This window comes from Shinella sp. M31 (assembly GCF_049199205.1).
Lineage (GTDB): Bacteria > Pseudomonadota > Alphaproteobacteria > Rhizobiales > Rhizobiaceae > Shinella.
The window spans coordinates 1-16,636 of sequence record NZ_JBLZPH010000143.1; the positions used below are offsets into that span (position 1 = coordinate 1).

Here is a 16,636-nt window from a genome sequence, read left to right on the forward strand (position 1 = left end):
ACCGTGAATTTCTGGACCTTCGTGGTGTTCTCCCATTGTGTGTCTGGGAGGGAGGTAGTGTGGGGGCCGCGGAGAGCCAAATCGTGAAAGGGCGAGCGCGACCAGTTGCGATCGAATGTGGGCATACAGCGCTCTATGGCAGCTTCTTCTCGCGGATGCGTCGGTGCAGGAGGTGGCCAGCGGGCGGCACCGCGCAGAAAGAGAGGCATATTTTGTTAGAGGTCGATGTTACGTGTAGTGGCTAATTAATGATGGGTGCATTCCTCAGAGAACATCGAAGAGTTAATTCCTGAACTCATGTTTTCCGCTTTCTTTTTTATCTTTGTATGTTTTAGCGGCTAACAAAAATTTTTCGCGCATAGAGTTGTCGTCAATTGACGACAGATATGTCCCTAAATCTTCAGAAATTTTCAGTGCTTTATTTAAATTTTCTTCGATAACTGAGGCGCGTTTTCGCTTCCCAAATCTATTTTTTATGAAAGTTAGCTGTCGGTCGCTGCTGCCATACGCTAATTTGTCAGCATTTTCTATTATCTCTGTATTGACCGCTTGAGATATGTTTTTTGCGTTTTGGCTTTTCAATTGTCTAATGAGCAATCTGTTTGTCACGGCAACAAATAGTTTTTTCGGACTGAGTGGTAAGGAAATCGCGGTCTCTCCTCCGGTTTGTTCGCCTCTTTCTACCATAACCGGCCGATCTGACGTCAAAAGTTCGTGTGTAGATGTGCTTAAATCTATAACATCCCAGTCCATTCCCACTATTTTTTCAACAATATCCTCGTTAGACATAATTTCTATAATATGTTCAATCGAGCGAGATACGGCTGATTTTTTGAGCTCTTCGAATGCTTGCCCTGCCTCAGAATGAAATTCTTTCGGGGCATGTCGAATGACGAAGTTCATCAAGCCGGATACTGTTCCTGATTCTAGATTCCTCAATATATCTTTTATGATATTTATTTCTCTCGGCGCCCTGAGCAGTAGAGTCATTATGAAATGGGCCCACGCGCGACGATCTTGAGGGTGGACGGGGCCACCGCTTAATAAAGCTTGGCATGCGGTTGCAGCCTTATTGTCTACAGGCGATAGAAAGTTTTTCTCAACCGCATACGATAGTTCTCCAGAAATGCCTTCAATCGCATATAATTTATCTATATATCCGGTTCCCTTCGGGTGGACCCGTCGCGGCTTTATTTCATTCATAAAGGGTGTGCTAAATTCAACTAATTTCCCAGATTCTTCGTTGCACCAATTTTTTAAGTAGAAAACTGGAAGAAAATGGTGCCGTTTCGGTTCATTCATGTCATTGTTTTCTCTTAAATTGGCAAAATTAGTTCTAATACCGAGTTTCGATCGCGTCAATTTATGATGTTTTGAAAACGACTTGTTCAGTCGGTGCCTGTAGAGGTAGGTTGCCTAAGCCTCTTCCAATCCCCCCCAAATCCCCGTATACCGCGCGACGCAACGCGCCGGGGCATCCGGCCTCTTCCCTTCGCATACCACCCGCATTCGTTGGCGGGACTGGATAGGAGAATTTCATGTCTGCACCTGTTTCCCTGACATTTCCCGATGGCTCCGTTCGCGAATATCCCGCGGGCTCGACGGGGCGTGATGTGGCGGAGGCGATTTCCAAGTCGCTGGCCAAGAAGGCGATTGCGATTGCGCTCGATGGCGAGCTGCGCGATCTCTCCGAGACCGTTTCGAACGGCCGGATCGAGATCGTTACGCGCGAGGACGACCGCGCGCTGGAGCTGATCCGCCACGATGCCGCGCATGTGATGGCCGAGGCCGTGCAGGAGCTTTGGCCCGGCACGCAGGTGACCATCGGCCCGGTCATCGACAACGGCTTCTACTACGACTTTGCCAAGAACGAGCCCTTCACGCCGGACGATCTGCCGAAGATCGAAAAGCGCATGAAGGAGATCATTCAGCGCAACAAGCCGTTCACGCGGGAAATCTGGTCGCGCGACAAGGCGAAGGACGTCTTTGCCGCGAAGGGCGAGGCCTACAAGGTCGAGCTGGTCGATGCGATCCCGGCGGGACAGGACCTGAAGATCTATTACCAGGGCGACTGGTTCGACCTGTGTCGCGGCCCGCACATGGCCTCGACCGGCCAGATCGGCACGGCCTTCAAGCTGATGAAGGTCGCGGGCGCCTATTGGCGCGGCGACAGCAACAATCCGATGCTGACGCGCATCTACGGCACCGCCTGGCGCACGCAGGAGGAGCTCGACAGCTATCTCAATATCCTCGCCGAGGCCGAGAAGCGCGACCACCGTCGCCTCGGCCGCGAAATGGACCTGTTCCATTTCCAGGAGGAGGGTCCGGGCGTCGTGTTCTGGCATGGCAAGGGCTGGCGCATGTTCCAGACGCTCGTCGCCTATATGCGCCGTCGTCTTTCCGGCACCTATGAAGAGGTGAACGCGCCGCAGGTGCTCGACAAGTCGCTCTGGGAAACCTCCGGCCACTGGGGCTGGTACCGCGACAACATGTTCAAGGTGACCGTTGCCGGCGACGAGACCGACGACGAGCGCGTCTTCGCGCTGAAGCCGATGAACTGCCCGGGCCATGTGCAGATCTTCAAGCATGGCTTGAAATCCTATCGCGAACTGCCTGTTCGCCTTGCGGAATTCGGCAACGTGCATCGCTATGAGCCTTCCGGCGCGCTGCACGGGCTGATGCGCGTGCGCGGCTTCACGCAGGACGATGCGCATGTCTTCTGCACCGACGAGCAGATGGCGGCGGAATGCCTGCGCATCAACGACCTCATCCTCTCGGTCTACAAGGATTTCGGCTTCGACGAGGTCGTCGTGAAGCTCTCCACCCGGCCGGAAAAGCGCGTCGGTTCGGACGCGCTGTGGGACCGGGCGGAAAGCGTCATGAAGGATGTGCTGAAGCAGATCGAGGCACAGTCCGGCGGGCGCATCAAGACCGGCATCCTGCCGGGCGAGGGTGCGTTCTACGGGCCGAAATTCGAATATACGCTGAAGGACGCCATCGGCCGCGAATGGCAGTGCGGCACGACGCAGGTCGACTTCAACCTGCCGGAACGCTTCGGCGCTTTCTATATCGACCAGAACTCCGACAAGAAGCAGCCGGTGATGATCCACCGCGCCATCTGCGGCTCGATGGAACGCTTCCTCGGCATCCTGATCGAGAATTTTGCCGGCCATATGCCGCTGTGGATCGCGCCGCAGCAGGTGGTGGTGGCGACCATCACCTCGGAGGCCGACGACTATGGCCGCGAGGTGGCGGAGAAGCTGCGCGATGCCGGCATGACCGTCGAGACCGACTTCCGCAACGAGAAGATCAACTACAAGGTCCGCGAGCATTCCGTGACCAAGGTTCCGGTCATCGTCGTCTGCGGCAAGCGGGAGGCGGAGGAGCGCACCGTCAACATCCGCCGTCTCGGTTCGCAGAACCAGACGTCGATGACGCTGGACGAGGCGATTGCGACGCTTTCGCTGGAGGCCACGCCGCCGGATGTGAAGCGCAAGCTCGGAAGAGCGTGATGGCGAAAACGCCTGTCTGAAAAGGTTCATGATCCCGTGCTATCCGTGCGGGATCATTTTTTTGGGGACTATCGTGCGGTTCAAAGAACTGTCCTACGCCAACGAGAACGATCCGCGCCTCAAACGATGGTTCATCCGCTCCATGGAAGGTCTGGCCGGGCGTAACCGCTACGCGCGGATCTACGATACCTGGCGCCATTCCATCGTGGGTACGAGTGCGCGCGTCTTCGGCGACATGCTGGAGCTGATCAATGTGCGGCTCGCCGTGCAGGGCGCCTGGCCGCCGGCGAACCTGCCGGAGGGACCGGTCGTCATCGTGGCGAATCATCCGTTCGGCATCGGCGACGGCATTGCCGTCCTGGCGCTGGCAGAGCAGCTCGGACGTCCCTTCAAGGTCATGATCCATAACGATCTTCTGAAGGTGCCGGAAATGCAGCCCTATGCGTTGCCGGTCTCTTTCGAGGAAACGAAGGAAGCGCTGGCGCTCAACATGAGGACGCGGGCGGAGGCCGTGCGGCTCCTGAAGGAGGGCACGACGGTCATCGTGTTTCCGGCGGGCGGTGTGGCGACGGCGAAGAAGGTTTTCGGGCGGGCGGAAGACCTGCCGTGGAAGATGTTTCCGGCCAAGCTTATCCAGGCGGCGCAGGCCAATGTCATCCCGGTCTATTTCGAGGGGCAGAATGGCCGGCTCTTCCATCTCGCCAGCAAGGTTTCGCTGACGCTCAGGCTGTCTTTGCTCATCCGCGAATTCCGCCGGCTCTCGGGCTCGACCATCGGCGCGCGTATCGGCGGCGTGCTGTCCTGGGCGGAGCTTGATTCGGGGGACCGGAAGACGCTGACGGCGCGGCTCTACGATGCGGTGTTTGCGATGGCGCCGCAGCCTAAACCCTTCCTGCGCCGGGCCGGTTAATCGACGACATCCTCGGCGGCGGCCTTCTGGTCGTTCGCCTTCTCGTCGAGCAACACCTCGACATCCGTGTTGACGCCGGCCTGCACCGTGAAATCGCGCTGGTAGATCTTGTTCTTGTTGCGCGCCACCGCGATGTAGCTGCCTTCGGCGAGCACGACGGTCGGGAAGGCGCCGACGCTTTCGGAGACGGTGTCGCCCGAAGACGTCAGGATCGACCAGGCGGTATCGGCGATCGCCTCGCCACCGGCTTCCGAGACGAGCTTCAGCGTGAGTTTCGCGGCGCGGTGCTGGATGGTGGCGCGCGTCAGTTTTCCCGCTTCCACCTGGATATCGGCGCGGATGACGGCATTGACCGTGCCGTAGTCGGAAACGACATGGTAGGTGCCGGCGTTGAGGCGGACGACGGAGTTCGGCTTGACGTCGTCCACGACGAGGTTGCGTTCGCCATCCTCGCGCACTTCGGCGGCGTAGATGGCGAAACTCAGTTCCTTCGGCGGGATGCGCACGTCGGAACCGGAGACGGCGTTCAGCATGATGCCGCCGGCATCGAGCACCATGACCTGCTTGTCGACGTTGCCGGTATCGGGCACCACAAGCTTCTTGGTGGCGCCGGCGCGGCCGAAGGCGACGTTGACGAAATATTCGCCGGGCACCAGCTGGAAGGCGGCCGTGCCGCCCTCGGAGGTCGCGAGCAGCGGCAGCTTGCCGTCGGCGCCGGGGATGGGCGAGAAGACGCGCCAGGTCAGGCCATGCTGCATGGGGCTGCCGTCCTTGGTCAGCAGCGCCTCGCAGGTGATGTCGCGCAGGTTCTTCGGGGTGGCTTCACCCGTGATGATCGGGTTGAACGAGGTTAGCTTGCCACCCTTCACCGGCGGGGTGGTGATCTGCGAAAAGCTCTCGACCGAATCCTGCGCGCGCACGGGAACGAGCGACGCGATAAGGCTCGCGACGGTAAGGCCCACGGCGACGACGGGATGGAGAGGCATGCGCATGGATGTGGTTGACTTCCTGACTGTAAGGCTCCACTTGAAGACGCGCCGAATGGCATTTTCAAGGCCGCCCCGCCGGCACGATATTGGAACTCCCGCCCGATGAAAACCGAAATCAAGCTGATCGATTATCTTTCGACCCGCCGGTCCATTCCTGCCTTTCAGATGAGCGCGCCCGGCCCCTCCAGGGGTGAGGTGGAGGAGATGCTGACGCTCGCCTCGCGCGTACCCGACCACGGCAAGCTCGCACCCTGGCGCTTTATCGTCTATCGCGGCGAAGAACGCCGCCGCATCAGCGAGGCGCTGGCGAAGATCGCGATCGGTGACAAGCCGGATCTCTCGGACGAGATGGTGAAGGTGGAGAACACGCGGCTGACGCGTGCACCCGTCGTCGTCGCCGTCGTCAGCAAGGCCGCGCCGCATTTCAAGATCCCGGAATGGGAGCAGGTTATGTCGGCCGGCGCCGTCTGCCTGAACCTGGTCATGGCCGCCAATGCGCATGGCTTTGCCTCGAACTGGCTGACGGAATGGTATGCCTTCGACAGCCGCGCCTATCCGATCCTCGGTGTCAACGAGGGCGAGAAGGTCGCGGGCTTCATCCATATCGGCACGCCGACCGTGCCGCCGACCGAGCGTCCGCGCCCGGAGCTTTCCGAAATCGTCACATGGGTCGGCGATGACGCCTGACGCGCTGTTCTACGAGACGGCGGAAAACGCCCATGGCCTGAAGCATGATCCCTTCAAGGCCATCGTCGCGCCCCGGCCGATCGGCTGGATCGGCACCAAGGCAGCGGACGGGCGGCGCAATCTCTCGCCCTATTCGTTCTTCACTGCGGTGAGCGACACGCCCAAGCTGGTGATGTTTTCCTCCAGCGGGCACAAGGACAGCGTGACGAATATCGAGGAGACGGGTGTCTTTACCTGCTCCTTGGCGAGCCGCCATCTCGCCGAACAGATGAATGCCAGCTCGATTTCGGTGCCGCGCGGCGTCGACGAGTTCGAACTCGCCGGGCTGACGCCGGTGACGGGACGGCTTGTCGATGCGCCCTATGTCGGCGAGGCCTATGCGGTGCTCGAATGCCTGAAAACGCAGATCCTGCGGCCGGTGGATATCGAGGGACGTCTGTCGGACAACTGGGTCGTGTTCGGGCAGGTGGTCGGCATCCATATCAGCCAGGAAGTCCTGCGCGACGGTATGATTGACATGGCCGTTGCCCGGCCGCTTGGGCGCATGGGGTACATGGATTACACCGACGGCGGCGTGGACGTGTTTGCCATGATGCGGCCGAAGGCCGGGTGAACGCCGTTATCCGATGGCCAGAAGCAACGGCCGGTGATCGGAAACCTCCGGCGTCTCCACGACCGTGAAGGTCTCGACGCGCAGGGCGTCGTTTACCAGCATGTAGTCCGCGTAGCGTCCCGACTTCGTGTAGAGCGAGGTCCGCGTATCGGTGAAGCCCCGGGTGGTAACCAGATCGGTCAGCCCGAGGCGACCAAGCGTCGTGAAGGTGGCGCTGTCGGGCAGCACGTTGAAATCACCGCAGAGGACGAGGCCTTCACCGTCGCGGTACAGCCCGCCGATGAGCGAGGCGAGGGCGTCTGCCTGATAAGCGCGCGCCGGCGTGTCGCCCTTGCCGTTCAGTTCGCGCAGGCCATGGAACTGTGCGACCGTCAGTGCGCGGTCCGCCTTGTAATCGTAAAGGCGGAAGGCGTGGGCGTTTCGGGCGCGCGGATGGGCGCCGAAACCGTGCGGGGAGAAGGTGCCATGCACGAAATCCAGCGCCTGGCCGATGACAGAAATATCCTGCCGGATGAATGTGGCGAGGCCGAATTGCTGATGGCAGGGACGGTCACCGTCCATCAGTTCGCCGCGCGCGGTCGGTGCGAAGAAACCGTCATGGCCGGATAGGATTTCGGCGATCTCACGATAGAGATTGGCGCGCTGCTGAAGCTCGACCGCACCATCGCGGTAGGTCAGCCAATCCGAGCGCGCACCGATGGCACGCGGCACTTCCTGCAGGCAATAGACGTCCGCATCGGCCGTGGCGAGATAGTCGAGAAGCGGCGCATGCAGCATGCCGCCCCAGACGTTCAGCGACAGGATTTTCATGCGCGGCTCCTTCGACCGGCGGGCTCAACCCGCCTGAGAGAGGTCGCCCATGCGGTTCCAGGCGTCGAGGCCGGCGATCTTGTAGGCTTCGGCGAGTGTCGGATAGTTGAAGGTATTTTCGACGAAATATTCGACGGTGCCCTTCAGGTTGAGCACGGCCTGGCCGATATGGACGAGCTCGGTCGCGCCTTCGCCAACGATGTGCACGCCGAGCAGGCGGCGGGTCTTCAGCGAGAAGATCATTTTCAGCAGGCCGGAATTGAGGCCCATGATGTGGCCGCGCGAGGTCTCGCGAAAACGCGCCATGCCGCATTCGTAGGGAATGCCGCGTTCCTTGACCTCTTCCTCGGTCAGCCCGCAGGTGGAAATTTCCGGCACGGCATAAATGCCGTAGGGGAAGTATTTCGGCGGCTCCTTGGCGATGGCGCCGACGGCGACGCGGGCGGCGATGCGGCCCTGTTCCATCGAGGTGGAGGCAAGCGCGGGGAAGCCGACGACATCGCCGGCGGCGTAGATATGCGGCACCTCGGTCTGGAAGGTTTCCGGGTTGACGCTGAGGCGGCCGCGCGAATCGGCCGTCAGGCCGGCGGCGGCAAGGTTGAGGCTATCCGTCGCGCCGACGCGGCCGGCGGCATAAAGCACCATGTCGCAAGTGACATGGCGGCCGTTGTCGAGCGTGATCTCGCATTTGCCGTTGGGCAGCTTCTCCACCTTGTCGGCCTTCTGGCCGAGGATGAGCTTCATGTTGCGGTCGCGCAGATCGTGGATGAACTCCTCGATGATCTCCTTGTCGATGAAATCGAGGATGGTCGCCTTGGGATCGATGACCGTGACCTGCGTGTCGAGCGCAGAGAAGATCGTGGCATATTCGATGCCGATGACGCCGGCGCCGATGACGGCCATGGAGCGCGGCAGTTCCTGGATGTCGAGCAGTTCATCGCTGTCGAGCACGCTGACGCCATCGAAAGGGATGCTTTCCGGGCGATAGGGTTTCGTGCCGACGGCAAGCATGATGCTTTTCGCCTGGACATGGATGGTTTCGCCGTCGTCCTTGGCGATCTCCATCGTATCCGCCGTCACGAACGTCGCCTTGCCGCGAATGTGCTGCACGCGGTTGCGGGCGAACTGGTGCTCCAGCACCTCGACCTCGTGATCGAGCGTGATGAGCAGGCGGCGGCGCAGGTCGTCGGCGCTGATTTCCTGCTTGACGCGATAAGCGCGGCCGTAAAAGCCGCGTTCGCGCCAGCCCGAAAGGTTCAGCGCGGTCTCGCGCAGCGTCTTCGACGGGATGGTGCCTGTGTGCACCGAAACGCCGCCGACGCGCTTGCCCTGTTCGATGACCAGAACCTTGCGGCCGAGCTTGGCCGCCTGAATGGCGCCGCGGCGGCCTGCGGGGCCGCTGCCCACGACGACGAGATCATATTCCTGCATGTGAGATAGCCCCAAATCCTGTGCGGGAAGAATCGTATTGCATTGCAGCAATTGTCTTCGCCGGGCAAATTTCGTCAATCTGATGTGGCAGAAAACCGTTTCAATCGGATGAAGGCTTGACCATCCGATTTTGGGAATTCACATAAGTCTCAAGCCTTTGAGGCTGGCATGCCCGTCCTTGCCGATGATGATGTGATCATGCACCGTAATACCAAGCGGGCGGGCGGTTTCCACGATCGTCTTCGTCATGTCGATGTCCGCCCGCGACGGGGTGGGATCGCCGGAGGGGTGATTGTGCACGAGGATGATGGCGGTGGAGGAGAGTTCCAGCGCGCGGCGCACCACCTCGCGCGGATAAACCGGCGTGTGGTCCACCGTGCCGCGGCCCTGTACCTCGTCGGCGATCAGGGCGTTGCGCTTATCGAGGAAGAGGATGCGGAATTGTTCGCGCGGTTCATGCGCCATGGCGGCATGGCAATACTGGATGACCGAGGACCAGGAGGCGAGCACCGTCTTGTTGCGGATCTCGCTTTTCAGCGAGCGCTGGGCGACGGCGGAGATGAGTTTCAGGTCGAGCGCGACGGCTTCGCCGATGCCCTTCACCTCCTGCAGGAGCGCCGGTGTGGCACCGAAGACGCCGGACAGCGTGCCGAAGCGGTCAAGCAGGGGCCTTTGCCACCGGCTTGGTGTCGCGGCGGGGAATGAGGCGGAAAAGCAGGAGTTCGAGGATTTCGTAGTCGGCGAGCGCGGCGTCGCCGGCATCGCGGAAGCGGGTGCGCAGGCGGTCGCGATGACCGTGATAGTGTTTGTCTTCCGGAGCCGGAACGGCCTTTGCCGAGGGCGTGCGGGCAGGCCGCTCGAAGAAATGGCCCCGCTCGTCGGCCTCGTCGAAGAGATCGTCGGCAGGCGGCGCGGTGTCCTCCGCGGTTGCGGAGAAGGACTTGTCCGTGCGGCCGCGCGGTCCCGTCATGGGCGGCCTATGCGGACAGGCCCGGGCGGTCGAGGCCGCCGGGCGACAGGGTAAAAATCTCGCAGCCATCGGCCGTGACGCCGACCGTGTGCTCGTATTGCGCCGAAAGCGAGCGGTCGCGGGTGACGGCGGTCCAGCCGTCGGACAGCACCTTCACATGCGGGCGGCCGAGATTGATCATCGGCTCGATGGTGAAGATCATGCCTTCCTTCATTTCCGGACCTTCGTTGGACCGGCCGTAATGCAGGATATTCGGCGCGTCGTGGAACAGCCGGCCGACGCCGTGGCCGCAGAAATCGCGCACCACCGAGCAGCGCTCGGCTTCCGCATAGGTCTGGATAGCCTCGCCGATGGCGCCGGTGCGCGCACCGGGGCGGACAGCGGCGATGCCGCGCATCAGGCATTCGTGGGTGACTTCGAGCAGGCGCTCGGCGGCGCGCTTGATCTCGCCCACGGGGTACATGCGGCTCGAATCGCCGTGCCAGCCGTCGAGGATGAAGGTGACGTCGATATTGACGACATCACCCTCGCGCAGCGGCTTGTCGTTGGGAATGCCGTGGCAGACGACGTGGTTGATCGAGGTACAGCTCGACTTGGTGTAGCCGCGATAGTTCAGCGTCGCGGGGAGCGCGCCGTTGTCCATGCCGAATTCGAAGACGAAGCGGTCGATGACATCCGTCGCGACGCCGGGCTTGACCAGCGGGTAGAGTTCATCGAGGCAGCGCGCCGTGAGCTGGCAGGCCTTGCGCATGCCGTCGAAGGCGTCCGCGTCGTAGAGGCGGATTACGCCCGTGTTCTTCAGCGGCGCGGAGGTCGCGTCGATATAGGTCACCATGGTCCAACTTTCGCTCGTCTTTCCTGACCGTCATAAAACAGCGGCACCGGGTTCGTCCATGGCGATCGCGGCCACGGGGCGGATTTGCTTGGATGTAACGGCACATTTCACCGCATAGGCTTCCACGCCACGCGCCATCGCGCGCTGAAAACCCTTCGCATAGGCGGGGTCGAGATCGGCACAGATGCGGAATCGCGCGCAATCTTCGCGCTGGATCAGGTAGAGCATGACGGCGCGAAAACCGGCCTCCACCATGTCGCCCAGTTCTTCGAGATGTTTTGCGCCGCGTTCCGTCACCGTATCCGGGAATTCGGCGAGGCCGGGCGTGCGGCGGAAGTGCACGTTTTTGACCTCGACATAGGCGGGCGGGCGCGTGTCGCCTGACAGCAATATGTCGATGCGGGAATTGCGGCCGTATTTCCTCTCGCGCTCCAGCACCGGATAGGTCCCGAGATCGGACACGAGGCCGGCAAGGATTGCCTCTTCCGCGAGCCGGTTCGGCAGGCCGGTATTGATGCCCACGACGGTATTGTCGGCCTCGACCAGTTCCAGGCGGTGGCGATGCTTGCGCGTCGAGCTGTCGCTCTCGGACATCCAGACGCGCGAGCCCGGCGCGGTCAGGCCGCGCATCGAGCCGGTATTGGGGCAGGAGCCCGTGATCGCCGAGCCGTCGTCGAGGATGGCGTCGAACAGGAAGCGCTTGTAGCGCTGCACGAGGGTGCCGGAGACGAGCGGCGGATCGAAGATCATCTGGCGTCAGGCACGCACGCGCACATAGGAGCCGGGGGCTTCCTCGATGGAGTTCATCGTGCCGCCGGTCTTGCGGGCGGGCACCATGCGGTCGTCCTGGGCCTTGATCCATTCATGCCAGTTCGGCCACCAGGAGCCGGCGGTTTCCGTCGCCTTCGCCACCCAGTCCTCGAACTCGCCCTTCACCGGACCGCCGGTCCAGTACTGGTACTTCTTCTTGTCCGGCGGGTTGACGACGCCGGCGATATGGCCGGAGCCGGCCATGACATAGGTGACCTTGCCGCCGAAGAACTTGCTGCCGACGAAGACCGATTTCGCCGGTGCGATATGGTCTTCCTTGGTGGCGAGATTGTAGATCGGGATCTTCACGTCCTTCAGCGACAGCGTCTTGCCGGCAAGCTTCATCTCGCCCTTTGTGAGCGTGTTTTTCAGATAACAATTTCTCAGATAAAACGAATGGTTGGCGGCGGGCATTCGCGTGGAATCTGAATTCCAGTAGAGCAGATCGAAGGGCATCGGATCCTGGCCCTTCAGGTAGTTGTTGACGAAATAGGGCCAGATCAGCTCGGAGGCGCGCAGCATGTTGAAGGCGGTCGCCATCTTCGAGCCGTCGAGATAGCCCGTCGCCTTCATGCCGCGCTCGATGACGTCGATCTGGTCCTCGTCGGCAAAGACTTTTAGGTCGCCGGCATAGGTGAAATCGACCTGCGTCGTGAAGAGCGTTGCGGTGCGGATGCGTTTGTCGCCCTCCTGGCCATGCAAAGCGAGCGTTGCGGCGAGCAGCGTGCCGCCGACGCAATAGCCGATAGCATTGACCTCTTCCTCGCCCGTCGCCTGCTTGATCGTGTCGAGCGCGAAACCGATGCCCTCGCGGGCGTAGGATTCCCAGTCCTTGTCGGCATGGCGCTCGTCCGGGTTCACCCAGGAGATGACGAAGACCGTGTGCCCCTGGTCGACCGCCCATTTGATGAAGGACTTCGCGGGGTTGAGATCCAAGATGTAGAACTTGTTGATCCAGGGCGGGCAGATGAGGAGCGGGCGCTTCAACACCTTTTCCGTCGTTGCGTCATACTGGAGGACCTGGCAGACATCACTCTGGGCGAGCACCTTGCCCGGTGTCAGCGCCATGTTCTCGCCGATGGCGAACTTGCTGGTGTCGGTCTGGCGCAGCTTCAGGTCGCCCTTGCCGGCGGCGATGTCCTCCGCCAGCATCTTCATGCCGCGCACGAGATTGGCGCCGTTCGAAGCGACGGTTTCGCGGTAGAGCTGCGGGTTCGTCGTGACGAAATTGGTCGGTGAGATCGCGCTGGCGATCTGCCTCACATAGAATCCGGCCTTGTGGCGGGTGTGCTCGTCGAGCCCGTCGGCGTCTGCGACGAGCTTTTCGGCCCAGTCGGACGTCACGAAATAGGCCTGGCGCAGAAAATCGAAGAAGGGGTTCTTCACCCAGTCCTCGTCGGCGAAGCGCTTGTCCTTGGCGTGCGGATCGGGGGCAGCTTCGACCTCCTGGCCTCCGAGCCGGTTCAGCGTGCGCGACCAGATGTTGAAATAGCTGCCGAGCAGCATGGTCTGGGCTTCCAGCGTGCGGCGAGGATCGGCCAGCCAGTATTCCGAGACCTTCGAGAGCGTCTTGACCATGTCGACCATCGGCTCGGCGACGGTGTCGACCTTCTCGCCGCTTTCGCGCGGCGCAAGCCACGCGGAAGCGGCCTTGCCGAGCTGCTCTACGGTGCGCGCCATATTGACCGTGAGCGCTTCGGGATCCCTGACGATATAGGGCTCGATCGCAGCGGGATCGAAAGCCTGAAAACCGGGCTTGTCCGCCGTTGCATCGCGTTCGCCCGCTTTGCTGTCCTCGGCCATCTTTCCCTCCCGATTTTATTGTCTCTTTTGTATTTTTACATTCTGTCCGAAACAGATTACAAGGGCCTGACAGCCTTTGCCGGCAATATCCGGAACCGGTCGTTTCGACAGGAGCATACAGCCACATGGCGTTCGAAATCAGGCGCTTGAGCGCCGTCCTTCTCATGGCCGCCGTGCCGGCCGTTCTCTCGGCTTGCGCCTCCTCGACCTCGACGCAATCGGCTGCGACGGTGAATGCCGGCGCGAACCGTTCCGAAGCCTATCCCGATATTACCGCCATCGTCAGCGCCGAGACGCAGCAGATGGGCGACGAGGAGGCATCCGCCATCAGCGCCCGCCTGACATCCCTGACCAGCCGCCGCCGCTCGGGTGCGATTTCCGAGGCCGAATACCGCCGCCAGCTCGTCGAATTGCAGGCCTTGCGCGACGGGCACGGCCGCGAGACGCTTTCGGAAATCCAGAAGGCGAATTAGCGCTTGCGTTTCTTGCCGTTTGGCAGCAAAGCGGAAGGCGGCCGATGGCCGCCGGTCAGGGCGGAGCGCCTTCATTTTGAACGCTTTTGCCCGTAATCGGCTACTTGAGTCGCGTGAAGTTTTGCGTCCTCCGGCAGGGCTGCCGAAGGGGCTTCACGCCTAACGGGGTTAAAGATGGAAGAGTTTCACAAGGTCCGGCGTCTGCCGCCGTATGTTTTCGAACAGGTCAACCGTTTGAAAGCAAGCGCGCGAGCGGGTGGTGCCGATATCATCGACCTTGGCATGGGCAACCCCGACCTGCCGACGCCCAAGGCAATCGTCGACAAGCTGTGCGAAGTGGTGCAGGACCCGCGCACGCATCGTTATTCCTCCTCCAAGGGCATTCCGGGCCTGCGCCGCGCCCAAGCCGCCTATTATGCCCGCCGTTTCGGCGTGAAGCTGAACCCGGAGACGCAGATCGTCGCGACGCTCGGCTCCAAGGAAGGCTTCGCCAATATGGCGCAGGCGATCACCGCGCCGGGCGACGTCATTCTTTGCCCAAACCCGACCTACCCGATCCATGCCTTCGGCTTCCTGATGGCGGGCGGCGTGATCCGCTCCATGTCCGTTGAACCTGATGAGAGCTTCTTCCCGCCGCTCGAGCGCGCCGTGCGCCACTCGATCCCGAAGCCGCTGGCGCTGATCATCAACTATCCGTCGAACCCGACGGCGCATGTCGCCTCGCTCGACTTCTACAAGGATGTCATCGCCTTTGCGAAGAAGCACGACATCATCGTGCTCTCGGACCTTGCCTATTCGGAAATCTACTTCGACGAGGGCAACCCGCCGCCATCCGTGCTGGAAGTGCCCGGCGCCATCGATGTGGCGGTGGAATTCACCTCCATGTCCAAGACCTTCTCCATGCCCGGTTGGCGCATGGGCTTTGCCGTCGGCAACGAGCGCCTGATTGCCGCGCTGACGCGCGTGAAATCCTACCTCGACTACGGCGCCTTCACGCCGATCCAGGTGGCGGCGACGCATGCGCTGAACGGCGACGGCTCGGATATCGCGGAGGTGCGCAATGTCTACAAGCGCCGCCGCGACGTGATGGTCGATACCTTCGGCAAGGCCGGCTTCGAGGTTCCGCCGCCAGCCGCGACCATGTTCGCCTGGGCCAAGATCCCGGAAAAATTCCGTCACCTCGGCTCGCTGGAGTTTTCCAAGCTGCTCGTCGAAAAGGCGGATGTGGCTGTGGCTCCGGGTGTCGGCTTTGGTGAAATGGGCGACGATTACGTCCGCCTCGCGCTCGTCGAGAACGAGCATCGCATCCGCCAGGCGGCGCGCAATATCAAGAAGTTCCTTTCCACGGCCGACGAGACGATGCACAACGTCATCTCGCTCAACGCCCATCGTTAAAACCATCCGCCCTCCGCGTTTCCAGCGGAGGGCCTTCTTCCAAACATAGGACATGACCATGGCTGATGCCCTGAAGATCGGCATTGCGGGCTTGGGGACCGTTGGTGCCTCGCTCGCGAAGATTCTCGTCGAACGCAGGGACATGCTCACGACGACCTGCGGCCGGGCAATCGAGATCGTCGCGATTACCGCGCGTTCCAAGGGCCGCGACCGCGGCGTCGATCTTTCTTCTGCCGAATGGTTCGATGATTCCGTCGCGCTCGCCCGCGATGCGAAGATCGATGTGTTTGTCGAGCTGATGGGCGGGTCCGGCGATCCGGCCTATTCGGCCGTCAAGGCGGCGCTGTCGCGCGGCGTGCATGTCGTGACGGCCAACAAGGCGCTGCTTGCCGCCCACGGGGTCGAGCTTGCCGGCATTGCCGAACAGAACGGCTGCATCCTCAACTACGAGGCGGCGGTTGCCGGCGGCATCCCTGTTATCAAGGCGCTGCGCGAATCCCTCACGGGCAACACGATTTCGCGCGTCTATGGGATCATGAACGGCACCTGCAACTACATCCTGACCAAGATGGAGAAGGAGGGCCTGTCCTTCGAGGCCTGCCTGAAGGAAGCCCAGCGGCTCGGTTATGCCGAAGCGGACCCGGCCTTCGACATCGAGGGCAACGACACCGCGCACAAGCTGTCGATCCTGACGACGCTCGCCTTCGGCACGAAGATCGCGGCCGACGACATCTATCTCGAAGGCATAACCAACATTTCCATCGACGATATCCGTGCTGCCGCCGATCTCGGCTACCGCATCAAGCTGCTTGGCGTGGCGCAGAAGACCGATACCGGCGTCGAACAGCGCGTGCACCCGACCATGGTGCCGCTCGACAGCGTGGTCGCGCAGGTCGATGGCGTCACGAACGCCGTGGCGATCGAATCGGACATTCTCGGCGAGCTGCTGATGGTCGGCCCGGGGGCAGGCGGCAATGCCACGGCATCGGCCGTTCTCGGCGATATCGCCGATATCGCGAAAAGCCGGCCGGGTGCGCAGACCGTACCGGTGCTCGGCCGCCCGGCGGCCGCACTTCAGCCTTACAAACGCGCGCAGATCCGCAAGCATCACGGCGGCTACTTCATCCGCCTCTCCGTGGAAGACCGCACGGGGGTCTTCGCCAGCATTGCCAAGCACATGGCGGAAAACGGCATCTCGCTCGAATCGATCGTGCAGCGCGCGCAGTCGACCACCGAATCGACCGATCCCAAGACCATCATCCTCGTCACCCACGCGACGATGGAGGATTCGGTCCGCAAGGCCGTCGCCTCGATCAAGGGCGAGGGCTATCTCGTCGGCGAACCGCAGGTGATCCGAATCGAGCGTCCGAAGTCGGCTTGATCGGTCTCATCCCGTCG

At 61.6% G+C, this 16,636-nt stretch carries 14 protein-coding genes and 1 pseudogene; 7 read left to right on the forward strand and 8 right to left on the reverse strand.

Annotation, left to right across the window (positions count from 1 at the left end):
• Positions 1-282 precede the first annotated feature (282 nt).
• Positions 283-1,302 carry a DUF4238 domain-containing protein gene (locus ACOZKU_RS22775; RefSeq protein ID WP_421580806.1) on the reverse strand — a complete coding sequence of 340 codons (1,020 nt, stop codon included), beginning with the start codon at positions 1,300-1,302 and terminating at the stop codon, positions 283-285.
• Positions 1,303-1,538: 236 nt separating this feature from the next.
• On the opposite strand from ACOZKU_RS22775, the gene thrS reads away from it, so the two are divergent.
• A complete protein-coding gene (thrS, locus tag ACOZKU_RS22780; protein WP_421580807.1) occupies positions 1,539-3,512 on the forward strand; it encodes a threonine--tRNA ligase in 1,974 nt (657 codons plus the stop codon).
• A 73-nt stretch (positions 3,513-3,585) separates the two neighbouring features.
• The gene (locus tag ACOZKU_RS22785; protein WP_421580808.1) at positions 3,586-4,422 is read left to right on the forward strand and encodes a lysophospholipid acyltransferase family protein; all 837 of its coding nucleotides are present in this window, start codon (positions 3,586-3,588) and stop codon (positions 4,420-4,422) included.
• Here ACOZKU_RS22785 and ACOZKU_RS22790 read toward each other — a convergent pair.
• Complete coding sequence (locus tag ACOZKU_RS22790) at positions 4,419-5,414, reverse strand: hypothetical protein (RefSeq protein WP_421580809.1); 996 nt, start codon at positions 5,412-5,414, stop codon at positions 4,419-4,421. The genes ACOZKU_RS22785 and ACOZKU_RS22790 overlap by 4 nt on opposite strands.
• A 99-nt stretch (positions 5,415-5,513) precedes the next feature.
• Here ACOZKU_RS22790 and ACOZKU_RS22795 point away from each other — a divergent pair, with 99 nt between their 5' ends.
• Entirely contained in the window at positions 5,514-6,098 is a 585-nt protein-coding gene (locus ACOZKU_RS22795; protein WP_421580810.1) for a nitroreductase family protein, read from the forward strand.
• 4 nt (positions 6,099-6,102) lie between these two features.
• Complete coding sequence (locus ACOZKU_RS22800) at positions 6,103-6,711, forward strand: flavin reductase family protein (RefSeq protein WP_421580824.1); 609 nt, start codon at positions 6,103-6,105, stop codon at positions 6,709-6,711.
• A gap of 6 nt (positions 6,712-6,717) precedes the next feature.
• Here the strand turns inward: ACOZKU_RS22800 and ACOZKU_RS22805 are convergent, their stop codons facing one another.
• The 6 genes and pseudogenes from ACOZKU_RS22805 to phaC all read right to left on the reverse strand — a co-directional run bounded on the left by ACOZKU_RS22805 (position 6,718) and on the right by phaC (position 13,370).
• Entirely contained in the window at positions 6,718-7,521 is an 804-nt protein-coding gene (locus tag ACOZKU_RS22805) for an endonuclease/exonuclease/phosphatase family protein (RefSeq protein WP_421580811.1), read from the reverse strand.
• Between the two features lie 24 nt (positions 7,522-7,545).
• Complete coding sequence (gene sthA / locus ACOZKU_RS22810; protein WP_314093786.1) at positions 7,546-8,952, reverse strand: Si-specific NAD(P)(+) transhydrogenase; 1,407 nt, start codon at positions 8,950-8,952, stop codon at positions 7,546-7,548.
• Between the two features lie 138 nt (positions 8,953-9,090).
• A pseudogene (radC, locus tag ACOZKU_RS22815) lies at positions 9,091-9,922 on the reverse strand (RadC family protein).
• Positions 9,923-9,929: 7 nt separating this feature from the next.
• Positions 9,930-10,757, reverse strand: coding sequence for a type I methionyl aminopeptidase (map, locus tag ACOZKU_RS22820; protein ID WP_314093784.1), 828 nt, complete (start codon positions 10,755-10,757; stop codon positions 9,930-9,932).
• A 30-nt stretch (positions 10,758-10,787) separates the two neighbouring features.
• Positions 10,788-11,507, reverse strand: coding sequence for a DNA/RNA nuclease SfsA (gene sfsA / locus ACOZKU_RS22825; protein WP_421580812.1), 720 nt, complete (start codon positions 11,505-11,507; stop codon positions 10,788-10,790).
• A gap of 6 nt (positions 11,508-11,513) precedes the next feature.
• Positions 11,514-13,370: a poly(3-hydroxyalkanoate) polymerase subunit PhaC gene (phaC, locus tag ACOZKU_RS22830; protein ID WP_421580813.1), complete on the reverse strand. Its 1,857-nt coding sequence runs from the start codon at positions 13,368-13,370 to the stop codon at positions 11,514-11,516.
• A 125-nt stretch (positions 13,371-13,495) separates the two neighbouring features.
• On the opposite strand from phaC, the gene ACOZKU_RS22835 reads away from it, so the two are divergent.
• From ACOZKU_RS22835 to ACOZKU_RS22845, 3 genes are all read left to right on the forward strand, one after another.
• Positions 13,496-13,843, forward strand: a complete 348-nt coding sequence (locus ACOZKU_RS22835) for a hypothetical protein (protein ID WP_421580814.1) — start codon at positions 13,496-13,498, stop codon at positions 13,841-13,843.
• A gap of 174 nt (positions 13,844-14,017) precedes the next feature.
• Positions 14,018-15,238, forward strand: a complete 1,221-nt coding sequence (locus tag ACOZKU_RS22840) for an LL-diaminopimelate aminotransferase (RefSeq protein WP_117366112.1) — start codon at positions 14,018-14,020, stop codon at positions 15,236-15,238.
• 58 nt (positions 15,239-15,296) lie between these two features.
• Complete coding sequence (locus tag ACOZKU_RS22845; RefSeq protein WP_421580815.1) at positions 15,297-16,619, forward strand: homoserine dehydrogenase; 1,323 nt, start codon at positions 15,297-15,299, stop codon at positions 16,617-16,619.
• Positions 16,620-16,636 lie beyond the last annotated feature (17 nt).

Excerpts from the sequence above, each read along its gene's own strand:
- ACOZKU_RS22835 (WP_421580814.1), top strand. The coding sequence starts at position 13,496 with ATGGCGTTCGAAATCAGGCGCTTGAGCGCCGTCCTTCTCATGGCCGCC.
- ACOZKU_RS22805 (WP_421580811.1), bottom strand. The coding sequence starts at position 7,521 with ATGAAAATCCTGTCGCTGAACGTCTGGGGCGGCATGCTGCATGCGCCG.
- ACOZKU_RS22775 (WP_421580806.1), bottom strand. The coding sequence starts at position 1,302 with ATGAATGAACCGAAACGGCACCATTTTCTTCCAGTTTTCTACTTAAAA.
- ACOZKU_RS22795 (WP_421580810.1), top strand. The coding sequence starts at position 5,514 with ATGAAAACCGAAATCAAGCTGATCGATTATCTTTCGACCCGCCGGTCC.
- ACOZKU_RS22790 (WP_421580809.1), bottom strand. The coding sequence starts at position 5,414 with ATGCGCATGCCTCTCCATCCCGTCGTCGCCGTGGGCCTTACCGTCGCG.
- sthA (WP_314093786.1), bottom strand. The coding sequence starts at position 8,952 with ATGCAGGAATATGATCTCGTCGTCGTGGGCAGCGGCCCCGCAGGCCGC.
- ACOZKU_RS22840 (WP_117366112.1), top strand. The coding sequence starts at position 14,018 with ATGGAAGAGTTTCACAAGGTCCGGCGTCTGCCGCCGTATGTTTTCGAA.
- ACOZKU_RS22845 (WP_421580815.1), top strand. The coding sequence starts at position 15,297 with ATGGCTGATGCCCTGAAGATCGGCATTGCGGGCTTGGGGACCGTTGGT.
- phaC (WP_421580813.1), bottom strand. The coding sequence starts at position 13,370 with ATGGCCGAGGACAGCAAAGCGGGCGAACGCGATGCAACGGCGGACAAG.
- thrS (WP_421580807.1), top strand. The coding sequence starts at position 1,539 with ATGTCTGCACCTGTTTCCCTGACATTTCCCGATGGCTCCGTTCGCGAA.
- map (WP_314093784.1), bottom strand. The coding sequence starts at position 10,757 with ATGGTGACCTATATCGACGCGACCTCCGCGCCGCTGAAGAACACGGGC.
- sfsA (WP_421580812.1), bottom strand. The coding sequence starts at position 11,507 with ATGATCTTCGATCCGCCGCTCGTCTCCGGCACCCTCGTGCAGCGCTAC.